This window comes from Mesorhizobium sp. M8A.F.Ca.ET.207.01.1.1 (assembly GCF_004794715.1).
GTDB lineage: Bacteria > Pseudomonadota > Alphaproteobacteria > Rhizobiales > Rhizobiaceae > Mesorhizobium.
In genome coordinates this window covers 92,503-112,448 of the sequence record NZ_SRUS01000004.1, presented here as the reverse complement: position 1 = coordinate 112,448, position 19,946 = coordinate 92,503, and the positions used below count along the sequence as shown (strand labels likewise).

The 19,946-nt window shown below is 61.6% G+C and carries 14 protein-coding genes; 6 read left to right on the top strand and 8 right to left on the bottom strand.

From position 1 onward, the window contains the following. Positions 1 to 219: 219 nt before the first annotated feature. On the bottom strand, positions 220 to 1,368 hold the full coding sequence (locus tag EN850_RS12865) for a porin (RefSeq protein ID WP_136091419.1): 1,149 nt from the start codon (positions 1,366 to 1,368) through the stop codon (positions 220 to 222). Between the two features lie 879 nt (positions 1,369 to 2,247). Next, complete coding sequence (locus EN850_RS12855) at positions 2,248 to 3,315, bottom strand: cyclic nucleotide-gated potassium channel (RefSeq protein ID WP_136091418.1); 1,068 nt, start codon at positions 3,313 to 3,315, stop codon at positions 2,248 to 2,250. A gap of 202 nt (positions 3,316 to 3,517) precedes the next feature. On the opposite strand from EN850_RS12855, the gene EN850_RS12850 reads away from it, so the two are divergent. Further along, positions 3,518 to 4,570 carry a RelA/SpoT domain-containing protein gene (locus tag EN850_RS12850; protein WP_189343774.1) on the top strand — a complete coding sequence of 351 codons (1,053 nt, stop codon included), beginning with the start codon at positions 3,518 to 3,520 and terminating at the stop codon, positions 4,568 to 4,570. On the opposite strand, the gene EN850_RS12845 is transcribed toward EN850_RS12850, so the two are convergent. Then, on the bottom strand, positions 4,567 to 5,007 hold the full coding sequence (locus EN850_RS12845; protein ID WP_095771477.1) for an Lrp/AsnC family transcriptional regulator: 441 nt from the start codon (positions 5,005 to 5,007) through the stop codon (positions 4,567 to 4,569). The genes EN850_RS12850 and EN850_RS12845 overlap by 4 nt on opposite strands. Before the next feature lie 133 nt (positions 5,008 to 5,140). On the opposite strand from EN850_RS12845, the gene rocF reads away from it, so the two are divergent. From rocF to EN850_RS12820, 5 genes are all read left to right on the top strand, one after another. Beyond that, positions 5,141 to 6,073 carry an arginase gene (gene rocF / locus EN850_RS12840; protein WP_135882389.1) on the top strand — a complete coding sequence of 311 codons (933 nt, stop codon included), beginning with the start codon at positions 5,141 to 5,143 and terminating at the stop codon, positions 6,071 to 6,073. A gap of 2 nt (positions 6,074 to 6,075) precedes the next feature. Next, positions 6,076 to 7,131, top strand: coding sequence for an ornithine cyclodeaminase (locus EN850_RS12835; RefSeq protein WP_136091417.1), 1,056 nt, complete (start codon positions 6,076 to 6,078; stop codon positions 7,129 to 7,131). A 582-nt stretch (positions 7,132 to 7,713) separates the two neighbouring features. Next, positions 7,714 to 8,820, top strand: coding sequence for an efflux RND transporter periplasmic adaptor subunit (locus tag EN850_RS12830; protein WP_246689222.1), 1,107 nt, complete (start codon positions 7,714 to 7,716; stop codon positions 8,818 to 8,820). Next, positions 8,817 to 12,020, top strand: a complete 3,204-nt coding sequence (locus EN850_RS12825) for a multidrug efflux RND transporter permease subunit (RefSeq protein ID WP_136091415.1) — start codon at positions 8,817 to 8,819, stop codon at positions 12,018 to 12,020. Before EN850_RS12830 ends, EN850_RS12825 begins: the two co-directional genes overlap by 4 nt. A 350-nt stretch (positions 12,021 to 12,370) precedes the next feature. Continuing rightward, entirely contained in the window at positions 12,371 to 13,456 is a 1,086-nt protein-coding gene (locus EN850_RS12820; RefSeq protein ID WP_136091414.1) for an ABC transporter ATP-binding protein, read from the top strand. A gap of 51 nt (positions 13,457 to 13,507) precedes the next feature. Here EN850_RS12820 and EN850_RS12815 read toward each other — a convergent pair whose 3' ends face one another. From EN850_RS12815 to EN850_RS12795, 5 genes are all read right to left on the bottom strand, one after another. Then, positions 13,508 to 14,350 carry a carbohydrate ABC transporter permease gene (locus EN850_RS12815; protein WP_136091413.1) on the bottom strand — a complete coding sequence of 281 codons (843 nt, stop codon included), beginning with the start codon at positions 14,348 to 14,350 and terminating at the stop codon, positions 13,508 to 13,510. Beyond that, positions 14,347 to 15,231 carry a sugar ABC transporter permease gene (locus EN850_RS12810; RefSeq protein WP_127276608.1) on the bottom strand — a complete coding sequence of 295 codons (885 nt, stop codon included), beginning with the start codon at positions 15,229 to 15,231 and terminating at the stop codon, positions 14,347 to 14,349. The genes EN850_RS12815 and EN850_RS12810 overlap by 4 nt, the downstream gene beginning before the upstream one ends. Before the next feature lie 58 nt (positions 15,232 to 15,289). Then, positions 15,290 to 16,564: an extracellular solute-binding protein gene (locus tag EN850_RS12805; protein WP_136091412.1), complete on the bottom strand. Its 1,275-nt coding sequence runs from the start codon at positions 16,562 to 16,564 to the stop codon at positions 15,290 to 15,292. Between the two features lie 114 nt (positions 16,565 to 16,678). Further along, positions 16,679 to 18,184 (bottom strand): alpha-N-arabinofuranosidase, encoded by a 1,506-nt coding sequence (locus EN850_RS12800; protein ID WP_135920851.1) that lies wholly within the window; start codon positions 18,182 to 18,184, stop codon positions 16,679 to 16,681. Positions 18,185 to 18,288: 104 nt separating this feature from the next. Then, positions 18,289 to 19,215: a transcriptional regulator gene (locus EN850_RS12795; protein WP_127276601.1), complete on the bottom strand. Its 927-nt coding sequence runs from the start codon at positions 19,213 to 19,215 to the stop codon at positions 18,289 to 18,291. Between the last annotated feature and the right edge of the window lie 731 nt (positions 19,216 to 19,946).

Below are 19,946 nucleotides of genomic sequence, written 5' to 3'. Positions count from 1 at the left end.
CAGCGTATCCTGGCCACGGGCCTGCCGCCGTTTCGCGCGTCGCTTGCCAAGCAGTTTGGCTTCCTCCTTTCCTTTCGCTGCGAGGGTTGTTCTTCCACGTCTGCAAGCGCGGCAGCAGGCGGGCGGCCATGCCATCGGCTGTCCGAAGTTCCATACAGACGACATGAAAAAACCCGGCGGTTGCCCGCCGGGTTTTCGATTTCAATAAGGCAGCGCCTTTTAGAACGAACGCTGGAAGCGAAGCATGCCGCCGATTGCGTCGTCTTTGCCAGGAGTAATACCCGTCCAGTTCGACACGGAGTCGTCGCCGAGATGCGAGTAGTCGACTTCGGCCGTGATCGTGAGGCCGGGAACGATGTCATAGGCAACGTTCGCGGCGATGCCGATGTTCTTGCCTTCGTCATACGACGCCTGGAGGTTGAACGAGGTCTTTTCGTTGAACTTGTAGGTGCCGCCGCCCCAGACGGCCCAATTGCCGCTCCACGGCTTGTAGAAGCCGCGACCGCCAGCCGGGAACGTCCAGGTGCCGTCGGTGAGGTTATCATCGGAGCCGTAGCCGCCCATGATGAAGAGCGAGATCTGGTCGGTGGCGTTAACGTCCAAGCGAACCTTGCCGGAGACTTCTTCATAGTTGCTATCGTAAGCGATGACGCCAGTGACCGCGCCCCAGCCCTGCGTCCACTTCACACCACCGACGACATGCGGAACGTAGCTGTCGATCGTGTCGAAGCCCGAGCCTTCTTCGAGAGAGACGACGGCCGAGAAGCCGTTGCCAGCGTCGAAGTAGTACTGCACGACGTTGGTGTCGAAACCGCCATAGGGAACCAACGTATCCTGGATGACGTTGCCGGCGTAGCCGATGAACGTATCGAAGGCCGATTCGTCCTTACCTACGCGGAGACCACCGAGCTGGATCCAGGCGAAGTTCAGCGAGACGGTGTCGCCGTTCGTAGCTGTATTGAGCTGTCCGAACCTGCCCGAATCACGGTTGTTGTTCTGGAAGTTGAAGCGGGTCTCGGTGTAGGTCTTCAAGGTGCCGAGTTCGGTTTCCTGGCCGGTCCAGGTCTTCAGCGAGAAACGGGCATGCTTGTAGAAGGTGTCGTTGCTGCCGCCGTCCTCGTGATCGGCGCTTGTCGCACCGTCGAACGAACCCACGTCGCCGACGCCGATGTCGTAACGGATATAGCCGCCGATGCGCAGGCAGGTTTCGGTGCCGGGGATGTAGAAGTAGCCAGCGCCGTAGACGTCGCAGATCTTGACGTATTCAGCGGGTTCCGGCTCGGCGACGACGACGGCGTCGGCGGCGCGCGCACCGGAAACTGCGATCAGGGCCGCAGCGGAGCCGAGAAGCAGGCTCTTGATGTTCATTTTCTGACCTCCAGTCAAAAGTTAAAAAACGGGTCTGGGTATTCTTTGCTGAAGGACAGCGTTCCCTGCCCCATCCCCACTACCGAAAAAGATGCGCACCGCGCCGCTCCTTCGAATTCGACATTACCCATGAGCCGGCGGCGTTCAACAACGATCGTACCGGCGAAAGGGCTGTTCGGCTGCTATCCCCCAGCGTTGTTGCACAAATGACACGATTTGGCCTCACTCAGAAAGCTCTCGTTAACCATCGGGTCCGCGGCAACCGCTTATTCCCGGCCGAATCCGGCGATCGGCTGACGGAATCATGGCAAGGCCTTGCGTCAACTGCCAGGAAACTGCCGCGGATCCGCCGCATCCGCGGAAAGCCGATGTTCGGCGCGTTCACATTTCTTGCTGGTTGACATCGGATGCCTCCTCGCCATCGCCTCAGTTTCCGGACCAGCAAATCCGGCCGCAGCCGCACCATTCCGATGACCGGGCGGAAGGAAGTCATCAAGCTGCCTCCGACCGAAAGGCGCCAGCCCAACGAACCGCCACCAGGCTTAGCCAGGCATGGTTCCGAGCCACCTGGAACGATGCCAAGGCGGAAGTCGACCTCGGCGCCGATGATCAGGTCGTGCCCACATCCTGCGCCACCACCTGTGCTTCACATCGTGTCCAGGCGGCATCGGCATCAGGCGCGTGCGGATGTGCCTCGGCCGTCCGTCGTCTGAATGACGGCCCCCCCGAGCGCTCGGCGGCTGCGCCTCTGGGGACTTCCACGTCCCATCCAGAACCTCCGCGTGGCCGACAGAGCCGCCGCCCACATAGTTCCAGTCAGCCATTGTCGACAGGGGCAGCCTTGCCATCGCGTCCTCCCCTGACGAACACCTGGCACGGTCAAGCCATCGGTGCCGCGCCGTGCCGCTCGCGCGCGGTCTTGCGGATGATTTCCGCGATTTCAGGGCTGCTGCTGCACAGCATCTGGAAATCCGCCGCGTGCAGCGACAGGAGTGAGACCGCCGTTGCGGCGCTGACGGTCGCCATGCGCGGTTCGCCGCTCATCAGCGCCATCTCGCCGAAGAAGGCGCCAGGGCCAAGCTCCACCGGGTGTGGCGTCGCGACGCTGACACGCCCCTCCACAACGAAGAACATCCGATCCCCGGTCTCGCCCCTGCGGCAGATCACGGCACCCGCCGGCAAATTACGAGGTCTCAACGCGCGCACGATCTCGACCAGCGCGGCCGGGCCGAGCTTCTGAAACAACGGCACGCCGGCGACCAATTGCCAATTGCGGACGAAATCCTCGCGACGGATTTCTTGATAGAAGCCGGAGGCAAGAATGCCGGCCCAGAGCGCGAAGACGCCGATGCCACACATCATGACCGCCCCGGCAAGGACGCGGCCGGCGAAACTTTGCGGAATGGCGTCGCCATAACCGGTGGTGGACAGCGTGACCACCGCCCACCACATTGCCTGGGGGATGCTGCCGAACTTTTCCGGTTGGATGTCGCGCTCGATGACATAGGCGGCGAGCGCGACACCGAACAGAACGACGCCGAAGAGCGTGGTGACGCCGATCAGGTTGCGCGCTTCGTTGGCCAGCACCCTGCCCAGTACCGGGAAGAATGTCGAGTCGCGCAGCGGCTTCAGCAGCCAGACAGCACAGTAGAGGCTGCGGTCGGGCGTGACGTCGAGCAGAAATGCAGCGAGCGGAACCAAAACCGCGAGCATATCGATGGCGATTGCCGGCGTCCTGTCCCGAAGGTCTCCCGCCCAGCGCTTGAGCAGCGTCTCGGCCATCTGCAGAAGATAGGCGCCCCAAATGACCGCAAGCACGGCAGTCAGAGCCAGCCTGCTTCGTCCCGACATGCCCGGCATCGTGAGCGCAGCCACCGCCAGCAGCCCAGGCGCGGCCAGCACCGCGTTGAGCGGCGCGTAAATTCTCAGGAAAGGCAGTACCGACATTCTATGCCCACGAGCGGATGCTATTCCTCCAGAATAGGATGCCTTCAAGGCAAGCGCAAAGGTGCTTACTTTCGTCTTTCGCGTACTCAAAGATACGGTCCATGAGATCCGATTCGCTTGCGGTCGTCTCGCCAGTCCAGAATGAGGCGCCCTACCTTGACTTTATGGTCCAATGACTCAGTACCCGCGCCTTGAATACAGCATGAATGCCGTTCGCAAGGCAGGCGAGCGGCTGGCAAAACCCATGCTTTTCGGACCAGACATCACTGCCGGCCAGTACGTGGACGCACTCGAAATCTTCTCGATCGCCAACAGCTGGCGCGCCTCGCACTTTCTGCCGATGCGGAGCGTCCAGTTCTCTGTCGGTCACCACATGAGAGCCCTGCGACTGAAGGGCGACATGGCATCGCGTCCGAAACGCATGGCATCGATTCGTCGGAAGCTTCGAGAGTCCACCACCAATTTGGACACCATGAACGACATCGGCGGTTGCCGAGCGATCATGCCCGACATCAAAAGTGTCCGCTCGCTTCTCGCATCGATGCGAGACAACTTCCCCCATGAGATACACCCTCGGGAATTCAACTATATCGATGAGCCGAAGCCGGACGGCTATCGAAGTCACCACATTGTTTTCCGGTACCGACCCAGAGCTGCCGACACCGAGGCTTTCGAGGGTCGACGCATCGAACTGCAAGTTCGGACCACACTTCAGCACTCATGGGCAACCGCAGTTGAGGCTGTCGGGCTATTCCGGCGCCAGGATTTGAAGCACGGAAAGGGCGAACAAGATTGGCTACGCCTTTTCCAGCTTATGTCGGCGGAATTCGCGCACATTGAGCAGTGCCCCGTTCATATCGGCGCTCCGGATCACAATGACAGAGTGCGAGAATTGCGGGATATCGACAGACGTATAGGGGCGACAAACACCTTAGAAGACATCAAGAATATTACTCTCTACTCGACGAACTTCGCACAGACGACTGGAAAATCCAGATACTACTTTATTCAATACAGCAAAGATCATAATGTGACCGTCGAGCCATTCCGAACTCTTATGTCCGGCGCGCGGAAGTTGGAAGATATAGAGAAGAAAAACGAGCTAAGGGACAGTGATGCAAAAGCGGTCTTGGTCGAGGTAGACAAGGTCGAAAAACTTGTTGAAATGTATCCGAATTACTTTGGGAACGTTTCCCTGTTTGCCCGTAATCTGAAATCCATCTGCACGGGAAAGGCGGCGTCGAATACAGTCTAGGTCAATCGTGCCCGCGTCGTGCGCGGGGTGGCCAGCAGCAGGCTCGTTTCGCTGCCCGTTATGCCGGGAATCAACCGGATACGCCGCAGCACCGCATCGAAATCCGTCAGGGATGCCGTCCCGAGCTCTACCACCAGATCCCAGCGACCATTGGTGGTATGGATGGTCGAGACTTCCGGGAAGCCGCCCAGTGCCCGGACCACGCGGTCGGCGGCATGGCCCTCGATCTCGATGAGCATGATGCCGCGGATGCGCTGATCGACCGCGTCGGCGCGCAACACCACCGTGTAGCCAATAATGTCGCCCGACCGTTCCAGCCGCTCCATGCGTGCCCGAACCGTGGCGCGCGAGACGCCGAGATCGACGGCGAGATCCGATACGCTGCGCCGGGCGTCATGCCGCAGCAAGGTCACGAGCCGTTCGTCCAGTGCATCCATGGGGTACCATTTTGCTCAGTTTCGCTGCCATTATGATAAACTACGCTTTTCGGATTGCCAATTTTACCTGTTCGTATCGCCGGCTCGGCATGGTTCCCTCGCGGCCATCAGAACTTGGAGCGCGGGAGAAACAATGCGTTGCAGAATCGTCGGGGCGCCCGTGCAGGACGGTGCCGGCCGAATGGGATGCGAAATGGGGCCGAGCGCGCTGAGGACCGCCGGGCTTGCTGAGATGCTGTCCGGCCTCGGCCATGCAGTGGAGGATATGGGCGCCGTCCAGCCAATTCCGGTAAGGCGCGTCGTGCATGGCAACCTGGCGCTGAAGGCCCTGCCCGAAATATCGGCCTGGACATCCGCCATTGCCGCCGCGGCCTACGCAGCGAGCGAGGACGCCATGCCGATCTTTCTCGGTGGCGACCATTCGATCTCCGCCGGGACCGTGTCGGGCCTCGCCCGCCGTGCCTCGGAGGCCGGTCGCCCCCTATTCGTCCTGTGGCTCGACGCGCATCCCGATTTTCACACGCTCGACACCACCGCCAGCGGCAATCTGCACGGTGTTCCTCTCGCCTACGCCAGCGGCCAGGCCGGTTTTAGCGGCTATTTTCCCGATCTGCCGGCCGCCGTCGATCCCAGGCGTATCTGCACCATGGGCCTGCGCAGCGTCGACCCTGCCGAGCGCAGCGCGCTCAACCAGGCGGGCGTGATCGTGCACGACATGCGCGCCATCGACGAGCATGGCATCGCGCCGCTGCTGCGCGCCTTCCTGGCCCGCGTGTCTGATGAAGACGGGCTGCTGCATGTCAGTCTCGACGTCGACTTCCTCGACCCCTCGATCGCGCCGGCGGTCGGCACCACGGTTCCCGGCGGCGCGACGTTTCGCGAGGCGCATCTGGTGATGGAGATGCTTTCCGACAGCGGGCTCGTCTCCAGCCTGGACCTGGTCGAGTTGAACCCCTTTCTGGACGATCGTGGCCGAACCGCGACACTGATGGTCGACCTGACGGCGAGCCTGATGGGCCGCCGCATCATGGACCGCCCGACTCGCAGCCATTCAGGGAGCTTTTGACCATGACCGCGGCAAAACTGAACATCGTCCCCTTCGTCAGCGTCGATCGCATGATGAAGCTGGTGATCGCAATCGGCGTCGAGCGCTTCCTGACCGAGCTCGCCAGCTACATCGAGGAAGACTTTCGTCGCTGGGATCTTTTCGACAAGACGCCTCGCATCGCCTCGCACAGCCATGACGGGGTCATCGAGCTGATGCCGACAAGCGATGGGCGCCTCTATGGCTTCAAATACGTCAACGGCCATCCCAAGAACATGCGCCAGGGCCTGCAGACAGTAACCGCCTTCGGCGTGCTCGCCGATGTCGGAAGCGGCTACCCGATGCTGCTCACCGAAATGACCATCCTGACCGCGCTGCGCACCGCCGCGACATCCGCCGTTGCGGCCAAGTATCTGGCGCCGAGCGGTGCTCGCACCATGGCCATTATCGGCAATGGCGCACAGTCGGAGTTCCAGGCGATCGCCTTCAAGGCGCTGACCGGTGTCGATCGGCTCCGGCTCTACGACATCGACCGATCCGCCTCGCTGAAATGCGCGAAGAACCTGGCTGGCATGGGATTCGACATCACGATCTGCGAAACAGGGCAGGAAGCGGTTGAAGGCGCCGGGATCATCACGACCGTTACCGCCGACAAGCAGAACGCCACCATTCTCACCGACAACATGGTCGGTGCCGGCGTCCACATCAACGCCGTCGGTGGCGACTGCCCGGGCAAGACCGAACTGCACAGGGACATCTTGCTGCGCTCCGACATTTTCGTGGAGTTTCCGCCGCAGACACGCATCGAGGGCGAAATCCAGCAGCTGGACCCCGACCACCCGGTGACCGAGCTCTGGCAAGTGATCGCCGCCAAGACCCAAGGCCGCCGAGACGCCAAGCAGATCACGCTGTTCGATTCAGTCGGCTTCGCCATCGAGGATTTTTCAGCCCTGCGCTATGTGCGCGACCAACTGCAAGCGACCGGCCTCTATGAGGAGCTCGACCTGCTCGCCGATCCCGACGAGCCACGCGACCTCTTCGGAATGCTGCTGAGGGCGGCCGTGCAAACGGCAGCTTGAGGACCTCGACCAAAACGAGCCCGTGGTTTTCTGGATGCCTGCTTTCGGGCGGACGTAAAGCCGACGTCGACGACCGAATGAGGCGCAAAGCTGCCGCGTCCTGGCAAATCTAGCATTCCCAATGCGGGGAACAACATAACGCTTTTGGTCACCCATCTCGCGTGGCCGAGAGGTTGGCCACAAGCCGGGCCACCGAGGTAACTTCGGCAAACACGCCAGTCCCGCCGGCGTGGAAATGCCCATACGGTCTCCTTCGACCAATATGAGTCATAAGCCGCCCATCAAAGGAATCCTGAAACCATTGAAACGCGACTGGTTTTAGCCCGGTGGCGCGGCAGCCACAGGCTGGACATTTCAGCCCACATGGAAAATGATCATGTTGCCATGCACAATACTGCAGTGCTCTGATCTCGACGAAAGCCTGAGCGTAGAAGCGGATCAACCGACCTCCGGGTCTAGCGAGCGAGGACGCAGATGGACACCCCAGGGAACGGGCAATTGCATCGCGGCGCGGGCGGGCGACCCCGTCGATCGGCCGGCTGGCTTGCCCGCGCCGCCGTGTCGGCGGCATTACTGCTCGGCATGGCTTTCAGCGGTACTGCGTTTGCGCAGGAGCAGCAGCTACCCCTGGTGACGGCGGCCAAGCCGGTGGTCCGTGAAATCGTCGAAGACGACGAGTTCGTCGGGCGCTTCGAAGCCGTCGACCAGGTCGCCATCCGTTCGCGCGTCAGCGGCTATCTGGACAAGGTCAGCTTCCAGGACGGCGCACTGGTCAACAAGGGCGACCTGCTCTTCACCATCGACCAGCGTCCGTACCAGGCGGCCTATGATGCCGCCAAATCGCAAGTGGACGTCGCCAAGTCACTGCTCGAATTCTCCAAGATGCAGCTCGATCGCGCCGACGAACTTGCCAAGACCGGCAATATCTCAACCGCGACGGTCGACGACCGCCGGCGGGAATACCTTTCGGCGCAGGCGCAGATGCAGGGCGCGACGGCGGCGCTGACGACGGCCAGCCTGAACATGGAATTCACCGAGATCAAGGCGCCCTTGTCCGGCCGCATCGACCGACGGCTGGTGTCGGTCGGCAACCTCGTGCAGCCGGATTCCACCTTGCTGACCACCATCGTTACGCGCGATCCGATCGACTTCTATTTCGACGTCGATGAGCGCCTGTATTTCAGCTACGCCCGCGACGCGAAGGCGCGTGGCGGCACCATGCAGGAAGGCGCCGGCGGGCTCGATGTGGAGGTTCGTGTCGCCGACCGCGCGGAGGCGGTATTCAAAGGCAAGCTCGATTTTGCCGAGAACCGGATCGACAATGCGACCGGCACTATGCGGGTGCGTGCGACGTTTCCCAACGCCGACGGCATTCTCCAGCCAGGCATGTTCGGGCGCATCAATGTGCCGGGGTCGCTGCCGCATGGCGGCGTGCTGGTGCCCGACGAGGCGATCAGCGCCGATCAGGATCGCCGCATCGTGCTCCTGGTGGATGAGGCCGGGATGGTGTCTGCGAAGCCTGTGCGCACCGGCCCGCTTCTCGACGGCTACCGGGTGATCCGCTCGGGCCTGACCGGCGGCGAGACGATCATCGTCAACGGGCTGATGCACGCCAGGCCCGGCACCAAGGTGAAGGTCGAGATGGTGACGTTGCCGCCCAAGGCCGAGACCGCCGGGTTGCAGCAATGAGGTTCGCACATTTCTTCGTCGACCGCCCAATCTTCGCGTCGGTCGTTTCGATCGTCCTGCTGATCCTCGGCGGAATTGCCTATACCCAGCTGCCGGTCGCGCAGTATCCCGAGATCGCGCCGCCGACCATCGTCGTACGCGCGCAGTATCCGGGCGCCGACGCCGAGACGGTCGCTGCGACCGTGGCAACGCCGATCGAGCAGGAGATCAACGGCGTCGAGGGTATGCTCTACATGTCGTCCTATTCGTCGGGCGACGGGGCGATGGCGCTGACCATCACCTTCAAGCTGGGCACCGATCTCGACAAGGCGCAAGTGCTGGTGCAGAATCGCGTGTCGGTCGCCGAGCCGCGTCTGCCCGAAGAAGTCCGCCGCCTCGGCATCACCACCACCAAGAGTTCGCCCGACCTGATGATGGTCGTGCACATGCTGTCGCCCGACAATACCTACGACCAGCTCTACGTCTCGAACTACGCCCGTTCGCGGGTGCGCGACATACTGCTCAGACTGGATGGCGTCGGCGACCTCATCATCTTCGGCGAACGCGAATATTCGCTGCGCATCTGGCTCGATCCGGAAAAACTGTCCGCCCTGGGGATGACCTCGGGCGATGTAGTGCAGGCGCTGCGCGACCAGAACGTCCAGGTGTCGGGCGGCTCGATCGGCGCGCCGCCGACCAACACCGGCACGGCGTTCCAGTACACGGTCACCACGCAAGGCCGCTTCAACGATGCACGCGACTTCCGATACGTGATCGTCAAATCGACCGACGACGGCCGCCTGATCTCGCTGCAGGACGTGGCGCGCATCGAGCTCGGCGCCAAGGATTACGTCACCAACTCCTATCTCAACGGCAAACCGGCGGTGGCGCTCGCCATCTTCCAGCGGCCGGGCACCAATGCGCTCGCCGCGGCCGCGGAGATCCAGGACAAGATGAAGGAGCTTTCCCGCGACTTCCCGAAGGGGTTGAGCTACGACATCGTCTACAATCCGACCGAGTTCGTCGCCGAGTCGATCCAGGAGGTCTACAAGACGATCCTCGAGGCGATGCTGCTGGTCATCATCGTCATCATCGTCTTCCTGCAATCGTGGCGCATGGCGATCGTGCCGATCGTGGCGATCCCCGTGTCGCTGATCGGCACGCTGGCGGTGCTTTACGCCGCCGGCTTCTCGCTCAACATGCTGACGCTGTTCGGCCTCGTTCTGGCGATCGGCATCGTCGTCGACGATGCGATCGTCGTGGTCGAGAACGTCGAGCGCAACATCGCCGGTGGGCTGGCGCCCAATCCGGCGTCGCACCTGACCATGAACGAAGTCGGAACGGCCATCATCGCGATCTCGCTGGTGCTGATAGCCGTGTTCGTACCGACAGCCTTCATCCCCGGCATTTCCGGGCAGTTCTACCTGCAGTTTGCGATCACCATCGCGGTGTCGACGGCGATCTCGGCATTCAATTCGCTGACGCTTTCGCCGGCGCTGGCCGCACTGCTGTTCAAGCCGCACCACACCACTGCGGCGCCGCCGCGCTTTTTCCTGGCGCGGTTCGGACGGGCGCTCGCCGACGGCTTCAACCGCGGCTTCGACAGGGTCGCCCATTGGTATTCGAGCATCATCCGCGTGCTGGTCGGATCGTGGATAGCGATCGCCGCCATGCTGGCTGTTTTCGCGGCCCTCATCTACGCCACGGTCTACATGGTGCAGACGGTGCCGCGCGGTTTCATTCCGTCGCTCGACCAGGGCTATGCGATCGTCGTCGTCCAGTTGCCGGACGGCTCCTCGCTGTCGAGGACCGATGCGGTCATCCAGCAGGCGTCGCAGATCATCCAGAAAACGCCGGGCGTCGACTACGCCGTCGCCTTCGCCGGCTTCTCCGGCGCGACCTTCACCAACGCCAGCAACGCGGGCGTGATCTTCGCCAGGTTCAAGCCATTTGACGAGCGACTGAAAGCCGGCCAGTCGGCGACCCAGGTCATCGGCAATCTGTTCGGCAGCCTGCAAAGCATCAAGGAAGCCTTCATCATCGCACTGCCGCCGCCGCCGATCCGCGGTGTCGGCAATGCCGGCGGCTTCAAGCTGCAGATCCAGGAGCGCAACAGCGCCGACATGCGGCAGATCCTGGCGCTTGCCTACGAAATCGCCGGCAAGGCCAACAAGACGCCGGGGCTGACGGGCGTGTTCACCACCTTCTCGGCGTCGAGCCCGCAATTCTTCCTGGCGATCGATCGCGACAAGGCGCGCATCCTGAACGTGCCGATCCCCAACATCTTCGAGACGCTGTCGATCAATCTGGGCACCGCCTACGTCAACGACTTCAATGCTTTCGGGCGCGTCTACCAGGTGCGGGCGCAGGCCGACCAGGCGTTCCGCCTCGATCGCGCCGACATCTTGAAACTGAAGGTGCGCTCGGCGACTGGCGCGCTGGTTCCGCTCGGCACGTTGATCGAGATCCGCGACGTCACCGGCCCGGCGCTGGTCCAGCGCTACAACATGTACGTCTCGGTGCCGCTGCAGGGCAACGCCGCGCCCGGCGTTTCCACGGGCGACGCGCTGGCATCGATGGAAAAGATCACCGCCGCGACGCTGCCGGCCGGTACCTCCTATGAATGGACCGAGCTCGCCTACCAGGAGCGCAACACCGGCAATGCCGCTGTCTATATCTTCGGACTGTCGGTGCTGTTCGTGTTCCTGGCGCTGGCGGCGCAATATGAAAGCTGGGTGCTGCCATTCGCCATTGTGCTGGTGGTGCCGCTCGGCGTGCTGGCGGCGTTGCTCGGCGTATCGTTCCGAGGGCTGGACAACAACATCCTCGTGCAGATCGGCCTCATCGTGCTGATCGGGCTTGCCGCCAAGAACGCGATCCTGATCGTCGAATTCGCGCGGCAGGCGCAGGAACGCGGCCTGTCGGCCGCCGAGGCTGCCGTCGAAGCCTGCCGGCTCAGGTTGCGGCCGATCCTGATGACCGCCTTCGCGTTCATCCTCGGCGTCGTGCCGCTGATGATCGCAACGGGCCCGGGCGCGGAAATGCGCCAGTCGCTCGGCACCGCGGTGTTCTCCGGCATGCTCGGCGTCACCTTCGTCGGCCTGTTCCTGACGCCGGTGTTCTACGTCACGCTCAGGTCGCTGTTTTCACGGCGCAAGCCCCGCGCCGAGGCAGAGCCTTCGGGCCCGGAAGAGGTGCCATCGGAGACGGCCGCCGAGTAGGGTTAGGAATTCGCCGCGTCGGGCGCGGCTTATCCCTCCAGGAAATCGGCGCGATGCGCTGCACACGACCCCACCAAACGGTCAAAAATCAGCCACTTACGCGGTCGTTTTGGTGGGCCCGCCGGGTCATCGTTTTCTACAGGAAGTCAATACGTTAGCGGCTGGTTCGCCAATCCATTTCCTTCGTATTCTCTCGTATGGTCTGGCGAACCTCTCAAACCGCCCGCTGTTGGCAGGACAGCTGGCAGCTGTTCCGGGGACCAGGAATGAGCCGCTCATCGTGCCGCAGCTCCACATTCCTTGACATCGGGTATTTATCCGAAATTATGTAGGAAAGAAGGATCGCAAGCATGACCGGAATCGCGCTGTCGGGCGTATCAAAGCACTTTGGCGCTGTCGAAGTGATCCGCGACGTGAGCCTGGACATTGAGCCAGGAGAGCTGGTCGTGTTTCTCGGTCCGTCCGGTTCCGGCAAGACGACGCTGCTCCGGATGATCGCCGGCCTCGAAAGCATTGACCAGGGGACGCTGACGATCGACGGGGTGCGCTCGGAGAACCTTGCGCCTGGCAGGCGCAACGTTGCCATGGTCTTCCAGAACTATGCCCTTTACCCACATATGACCGTCGCGCAGAACATGGCCTTTGGGCTGAGGAACATTCGGGTCGCGCCGGATGTCATACGCCAGCGGATCGCCGAGGCTGCGCGTATCCTGGAGATCGAAGCGCTGCTTCACCGGCGGCCGTCGCAGCTCTCCGGCGGGCAGCGCCAACGCGTGGCCATCGGGCGTGCGATCGTCAAGGAGCCCAAGGCATTCCTGTTCGACGAGCCACTCTCCAATCTGGACGCAGCGCTTCGAGCCCGTACACGCGTCGAGCTTGCCGAACTGCATCAGCGTTTGAAATCGACGATGATCTACGTCACCCACGACCAGGTGGAAGCGATGACGCTCGCCGACCGCATTGTGATCCTCAACGATTGCCGGATAGAGCAGATGGGAAGACCCGTCGATGTCTATGCACGTCCGGCGTCACGCTTCGTCGCGACCTTCGTCGGGTCGCCGGCGATGAACATCCTGCCTGTCACGGTTTCGGGCTCGGGCGACAGGCTCAATGCGCGCTTGACCGATGGATCGCTCGTCGAACTTCCCGGCGCGCCAATCGACATGGATTGGCGCGAACTCGGAGTGCGGCCGGAATCGCTGACTGTCGTCGCCGAGGGCAATGAAGCATTCGCCACGGCGACCGTTGTCGAGCGCCTTGGCGAGCGAACGCTCGTCTATGCGCGGCTCGCGGATGGGACGCAGGTGACGGCACAGGATCGCGGGCTTTCGAGCGTCAAACCGGGCGACGCCGTTCGGCTGAAGTTCGACACCACGGCCCTGCATCTCTTCGCCGCGGACGGATCGGCCTGGCACGTACGCGCCGACGGAGCCTGAACCCGCCGAGCGGGTCGTGCCCTCCGGCATTGCGGTGCACCTGCCGGGGCTCTAGCCCTTGATACCTGCCGAGAGCGTTATAGCCTCGGTCACCCGGCGCTGGAAGAAGAGGTAGGCCAGTGCCACCGGCAGGCCGGCCAGTACGGCTGCCGACAGCTGGCGCGCGTAGTAGACACCGAAGGCGTCGTTGACCTGCGTAATGCCGACCGTGATGGTCATCATCTCGGTGCGGGTCACCGAGAGGAACGGCCACAAGAACGCGTTCCACGTCCAGATGAAGCAGACGATCGACAGCGCGGTGGTTACCCCCCAGTTCATAGGCATGTAGATCTTGAAGAGGATCCCGAATTCGGACGCATTGTCCATGACCGCGGCCTCGCGGAAGTCCTTCGGGACCTGATCGAAAAACTGCTTGTACACGATGATGATGACGGGGTGGATAAGCTGCGGCAACATGATTCCGGCCCAGCTGTTGAGCAGGCTGAGGTTGGCGACCAGCACGAAGTGATTGATGATCAGCGCCGAAGTCGGCACCATAAAGGAGGCAAGGATCAGCCACCAAAGCGCGATCCGCCCCGGGAACCGCAACTGCGAGATTGCGTAGCCGCACAGCATCGAGATGAAGATGGTGATGACCGTTACGCCGACCGCGACCGCCACTGAATTGACGTACCAGGCGCCTATCTGCGTAGTGGTCAGGGCGCTGACGTAGTTCTCCAGCGTCGGCGTCTCGGGCCAGAGTTCGATGTGGGGCCGCACGACCTCGTCGTCCGGTTTGAGCGATGAGATCACACCCCAGTAGAGCGGGAACGCCCATAGGATGGCCCAGACGAGCGTCAGTGCGGTGATGATCCCGCCCCAGAAGTTCCAGCGTTGCGCAGCCACGGCGTTCATCGGCGCCGCCTTTCGGCGAACCGGAGCAGTTGGAATTGCAGGACCGAGACGACCACCACAAGCACGAAGAGGGTCACGGCGACGGCCGCCGCCCTGCCTCCCTGGTTCTGCTGGAAGGCCTTCTGGAAGACGTAGTAGACGAGCACCATATTGTCGTTCGGCCGGCCGCCGATCGAGAACAGATAGACTTGGTCGAAGATCTTAAGCTGCAGGATGAGCTGGATGGTGAACACCAGCGAGGTGATCGGCCACAGCAGCGGCCAGGTGATGCGCCGGAACGTGGTCCATCGCGTCGAGTTGTCGAGCGCCGCGGCTTCGTAGATCTCCGCTGGTATGGACCGCAGTCCGGCGAGGAAGAGGAGGATCGAGAAGCCCGCGGTCCACCAGATCGTCACCCCGGCCACAGCCGGCAAGAACCAGACGCGCGACTTGAAGACCGGCACGCGCGGGATTCCGAGCCAGTCCAGCACATGCATCGCGATCCCGAACTGGAAATTCAGCGTCCAGTCCCAGATCAGATAGACGACGGACACCGGCAGGATGTAGGGCAGGAAGAACAGCGCCAGCACGATCGACTGGAAGCGGCCCTTGAGCCGCGACACGCCTAGCGCGATCAACAGGGCGATGAGTGTCCCTGGGACGACCGTCATCAGCACGAAATAAGCGGTGTTCCAGAGCGCGCGCCGGAACATCGGGTCGTTGTCGAGCCGCAGGTAGTTGTCGAGACCAACCCATCGACCAGCGCCGATCAGCGGCGCATCGGTGAAGGAGATGCGGAACATCTGGACCGTCGGATAGACGAACGCCAGCAGATAGATCGCCAGGAAGGGAGCGACCAGCACCAGCGCGACAAGACGTTCAGTGCGGGAGTTGCGAAGCATGGCTCTTCCTCGAACACGGCTGGGGCCGCCCTGGGCGGGGCGGCCCCAGCCTTGAGCCCTACATGCTGTTCAACTCTTCCTTGATGGATTTCACCGCCTCGCCGGGGTCCATCTCTCCATTGAGGGTCGGCACAAAATAATTTGACATGGTGTCGAAGATCGGCCCGGCGACACCAGCCTTGGGCGACTTCGGATCGAAGATCATGTTGGCCGTCAGCGTCGAGTAGGTCGCATTGGGCTCCATTGCCTTGTATTCACCGGTTTCGGTGACTGGCTTGTAGGCCGGGATGTGCCCTGCCGTGGCCCAGAACAGCGAGTGCTTGTCCATCCAGGAGATCACCTCGAGAACGGCAGCACGCTTTTCCGGGCTGATTTCCTTGCCCTTGTTCTTCGGGATTGCGAATGAATGGCTGTCCGCATAGGTGCATGGCTTGTCGAAGATCACCGGGATCTCGACGGCGCCCCAGTCGAACAGCTTGCCTTGCTTGGCGAGGTCGGTCATCGTGGGAACTTCCCAGACGCCGTTGATCATCATCGCGGCCTTGCCCGAGGTGAACAGGGCGACGGTCGCGGGATAGTCCGTATAGGTCGACTGCAGCCCGGCCTTCGTCCACCCTTGCAGGACCGCTAACGCTTTCGCCAGCTTTTGAGGATTGTCGCCGGCGAGGAACTCGTTGCCCGTCAGAAGCTCGCCGCCTTGCTGGCACACCAGCGAATAAATGGTGCGGTACATGAAGTTGCCGTCGGCGGTGACGCTGCCCAGCGGGAACTCGACGCCGGCATCCTTCAACTTCTGCAGTGTCGCGGTGAATTCCTCCTTGTTTCTCATACCCACGGGACGGCCGTCGTCGCCGAGCACGCCTGCCTTCTTCAGGAGGACGCGATTGTAGTACAGGACGATCGGATGGGTATCGAGCGGCACCGCGTATTGCTTGCCGTCGACCGTCACGGCGCCCATCGTCGTCTGGGCGAAGTCCGAGGCCGAGAGGCCCATCTTGCTCATATCGTCGGCGGTGATTTCTTCGAGAATGTCCTGGCTCACCGCCAAGGGGATGCGGCTGGCATGATAGGTCATGACGTCAGGCGCCTCACCGACCGCGGCCGAGGTCTGCACCTTCGCGTAGAAGGGCGTGCCCCACTCCAGCGTCGTGGCGTCGATCTTGATCTTGCCGGCGTGGGCGGCGTTGAAGTCGGAGATCATCTGCTTCATGCGCACGCCGTCACCGCCGCCGAGGAAATCCCACCATGCGACGGTTTCTTCGGCCTGGGCCGCGACGGCCCAAAATCCTCCGGCCGCAACCACCGCTAGGGCCATCATCTTGCGAAAGTTCATCTCAGCTTCCTCCCGAGTACGGCGGTTAGATCCGCCTTGAACGTTTCAATGCTACACCAAACCACTTCGCCTGCAACGGATTTTACGGTATATATCTGATACTCGGATATTAACTCAAAGTGTCACGCGCACCATCGAGTAGGAGTGCGGCGGCAAGTTCAGCGTCATTCCCTTGCCGCTGAGCGCTGCCCCATTGCCTTTGACCGGTGATACGTTGTCCGGCGCGTCCTTCGTGTTGCAGGCCTCGAGATCGTCATGACGGATGATCGTATGCTCGATGGACTTGGCGGCGAACCGCTCCAGGGCGACGTCGGCCTCTATCGTCTCGGACCCATGCCGGTTGATTGCGAAGAAGGTCAGCGTGCCGGCGTTCGAATTATGCACGCCCGCAATGTCGAGCCATGGCACCTTGTCGGCAGCGGCCGCGTCATAGGTAGGCACCTCGACCGCGAGCTGCAGCGCGGTGCCGCGGCCGTGCTTGGAGGCCAGCATAAAAGGCCAGTAGATCGTCTGCCGCCAGGCGCTGCCGCCGGGATCGGTCATGATCGGCGCGATAACGTTCACCAGCTGCGCAATGCAGGCGATGCGAACAATATCCGACCGTCGAATGAAGGTGTTAATGATGCAGCCGACCTGCAGCACGTCCTCGAAATTGTAGATGTCTTCCAGAAGCCTGGGCGCTTCCGGCCAGTCCCAGTCGCGCATACGCTCGGCGTCCCGCTTGCGCTGATGGTACCAGACGTTCCACTCGTCGAAGGAGATCTTCACCTCCCGCTTCGAGCGGGTCTTGGCCTTCACGTAGTCGATGATGCCGGAGACCGTGCCAATGTAGCGGTCGAGTTTCGCCGGAAGAGCGAGATATTCGGCCGTATTCTTCTCGTAGTTTTCGAAATACATGTGGAGAGAGATGTAGTCGACCTGCTCGTAGGTCGCTTCCAACACGGTTGCTTCCCACTGCGGATAGGTCGGCATATTGGAATGCGACGAGCCGCAGACGACCAGTTCCACCGTTGGGTCGAGGCCGCGCAACGCCTTGGCCGTCTCGTTGGCCAGATGGCCGTATTCTTCCGCCGACTTGTGGCCGACCTGCCAGGGACCGTCCATTTCATTGCCGAGACACCAGAGGCGGCAGTTCCAGGGCTGCGCGCGTCCGTTCTTGGCCCTGAGGTCGGACCAGTAGCTGCCGCTCGGGTGGTTGACGTATTCAACGAACGCCCGCGCCTCGTCGAGGCCGCGGGAACCGAGATTGACCGCAAGCATCATCTCGGTGCCCGCCTTTTCGGCCCAGTCGGCGAATTCGTGGATTCCAACCAGGTTCGGCTCCGTGGTGCGCCAGGCAAGATCCAGCCGCCGCGGGCGGTTCTCCTTTGGGCCTATGCCGTCTTCCCAATTGTAGGCGGACACGAAGTTGCCGCCCGGGTAACGGCAGATCGGCGTGTCGAGCGCACGCACCAACTCGATCACGTCCTTGCGCATCCCCTCTGCGTCCGCTTGCGGATGTCCGGGCTCGTAGATGCCCGTATAGACCGCCCGACCAAGATGCTCGAGGAACGAGCCGTAAAGACGTTTGTCGATATCCGCGACGGCATAGGCCGCGTTCGCCGTGACTCTGGCCTTCATGATCCCTCCCACTGCGGATTATCAATCCGACTTTCCGGTCTATATCCGGGTCGCGGGTCAGTTAAGGGCGGAGTTCGTTCGCCCGTCAAGGGCCTAATACGCTCTCAAGCCTTCAGCAGGCGCAGAACGATGTCGTTGCTGTAATTGCCGAAGCCGCTACCGAAGATGTTTATGCCGCCGGGGTGACGCGCATCTTCCTTCACGCCGATTCGTATCCGGATCGAGCGGTGCCGCTCAAGCTCCAGATCAGCCAGGGAGCATTTGGAAACCTTGTTGTTGTTGCGATAGGTGCCGTTGTTCGTGACGCGCCAGTGTGTGAGGTCGCCATATTGCGATCCGGCCAGCTTCCACCAGCCGGGCGTATGCTTGCCGCGCTTGTCGCCATAGTCGGCTGGCGCCGTCCAGGTATCTATCTCGTGTCCGTTGATCGCTACCGTGATGTCCGATGGCCAATCCTTCGATGTGCCCGGCACCTCCGACGAAAGCTCCATCGCCAGTTCCAATCCGCCGACTTTGGCATTGGCAAGCGTCGCATTGTTGGGAAACTGGTATTCGACGAAGCCGCGCGTGAACCACAGCAGCCCTGCCCGCATACGGTCAGGATCGAGGAAGGTGTCGGGCACATCGAGAAGTCCGATGACGCCGTCTTTTGAACACAGGCCGCAGGGAGCGGAAACTTCGCATCTCGTATAGAGTCCAAGCGGCATCGCCACTTCTATGACGCCGAGATCCTGCGCCGGCGGGCGGTCCTTAAAGACGACAACCAACTCGGAGAAGGTCGAATAGCAAACCTTCTGGCTTCCCTTGCGCGCCTTCTGTGATTTCGTCTCGATCAAACCGACATCGACAAGAACCTGGATGTTTGCGGAAATCGTTGATTGCGGAAGACCCAGTTCTTCGGCCACTTGATTGACGTTTTTCGGCCCCTTGCGGTGCAGCAGATCGAGAATCCGGACCCGGACCTCGCTCGCGAGGCTCTTCAACAAGTCAAGCCGCTCAAGCGGATCGACAACCATGATTTCATTCGACATATGGCCCCGCAGTCGTCACACGGGGTTATGTATCAGCAGATCAGATACAAATAAAGACGGTGGCGTTATGAATTGAGCCTCCTGGCTGGCATATCTTTCGTAACGACTTCGTCATTCAGTAGTTGACTAGCACGGCCACAACGGCGGCGCGTTGCCTGCGTTGACCAGTCCGGGGGAATGCCTGGCCGTCAGCATGCCCATGCACTTGGCACAAGCGTCGCGGAACTTCTCATGCGCCGTTTGAAAGGTGAAATGCGCGCCCCAGAACGGCTCGTCTTGCCGACAGAGATCATTGAGCGCGGATCCGTCGGTCTGATCAGGATGAGCGCTAGGTCCTCATGCTCAGCCAATCAAGACTTTCCCAGTCCCATGTCTGAGCGGGGTTGGATGAAGCGCGCGCAGCGCGCACTCGATATGTCAATCCCTTGACGCCCTTAGCCCTCAGCAGCCCACCGCAAGGCAACAAAATCAAAGTGATGCGCGGAGGCTCGCCGCCTCCCACTTGGCTAACACGAGGAAGAAAATGGCCATAAAGCATTGATAAATAACGACGATGGTGGGCCCGGAGGGTCAGAGTTTTCCACGGAAAATCAATATGTTAGAGGATGGTTCGCCAACCCATTCCCTTCGTATTCTCTCGTATGGTCTGGCGAACCCAAGGTCGAGCAGCAGGACTAGTTTTAATGCAAGCGGTAGTCTGTCTTGTCTCACAAAGTGTCGATGGACGCATG

Excerpts from the sequence above, each read along its gene's own strand:
- EN850_RS12805 (WP_136091412.1), bottom strand. The coding sequence starts at position 16,564 with ATGAACTTTCGCAAGATGATGGCCCTAGCGGTGGTTGCGGCCGGAGGA.
- EN850_RS12830 (WP_246689222.1), top strand. The coding sequence starts at position 7,714 with ATGGCTTTCAGCGGTACTGCGTTTGCGCAGGAGCAGCAGCTACCCCTG.
- EN850_RS12855 (WP_136091418.1), bottom strand. The coding sequence starts at position 3,315 with ATGTCGGTACTGCCTTTCCTGAGAATTTACGCGCCGCTCAACGCGGTG.
- EN850_RS12810 (WP_127276608.1), bottom strand. The coding sequence starts at position 15,231 with ATGCTTCGCAACTCCCGCACTGAACGTCTTGTCGCGCTGGTGCTGGTC.
- EN850_RS12865 (WP_136091419.1), bottom strand. The coding sequence starts at position 1,368 with ATGAACATCAAGAGCCTGCTTCTCGGCTCCGCTGCGGCCCTGATCGCA.
- EN850_RS12815 (WP_136091413.1), bottom strand. The coding sequence starts at position 14,350 with ATGAACGCCGTGGCTGCGCAACGCTGGAACTTCTGGGGCGGGATCATC.
- EN850_RS12800 (WP_135920851.1), bottom strand. The coding sequence starts at position 18,184 with ATGAAGGCCAGAGTCACGGCGAACGCGGCCTATGCCGTCGCGGATATC.
- EN850_RS12835 (WP_136091417.1), top strand. The coding sequence starts at position 6,076 with ATGACCGCGGCAAAACTGAACATCGTCCCCTTCGTCAGCGTCGATCGC.
- EN850_RS12795 (WP_127276601.1), bottom strand. The coding sequence starts at position 19,215 with ATGTCGAATGAAATCATGGTTGTCGATCCGCTTGAGCGGCTTGACTTG.
- EN850_RS12845 (WP_095771477.1), bottom strand. The coding sequence starts at position 5,007 with ATGGATGCACTGGACGAACGGCTCGTGACCTTGCTGCGGCATGACGCC.
- EN850_RS12825 (WP_136091415.1), top strand. The coding sequence starts at position 8,817 with ATGAGGTTCGCACATTTCTTCGTCGACCGCCCAATCTTCGCGTCGGTC.
- EN850_RS12820 (WP_136091414.1), top strand. The coding sequence starts at position 12,371 with ATGACCGGAATCGCGCTGTCGGGCGTATCAAAGCACTTTGGCGCTGTC.
- EN850_RS12850 (WP_189343774.1), top strand. The coding sequence starts at position 3,518 with ATGAATGCCGTTCGCAAGGCAGGCGAGCGGCTGGCAAAACCCATGCTT.
- rocF (WP_135882389.1), top strand. The coding sequence starts at position 5,141 with ATGCGTTGCAGAATCGTCGGGGCGCCCGTGCAGGACGGTGCCGGCCGA.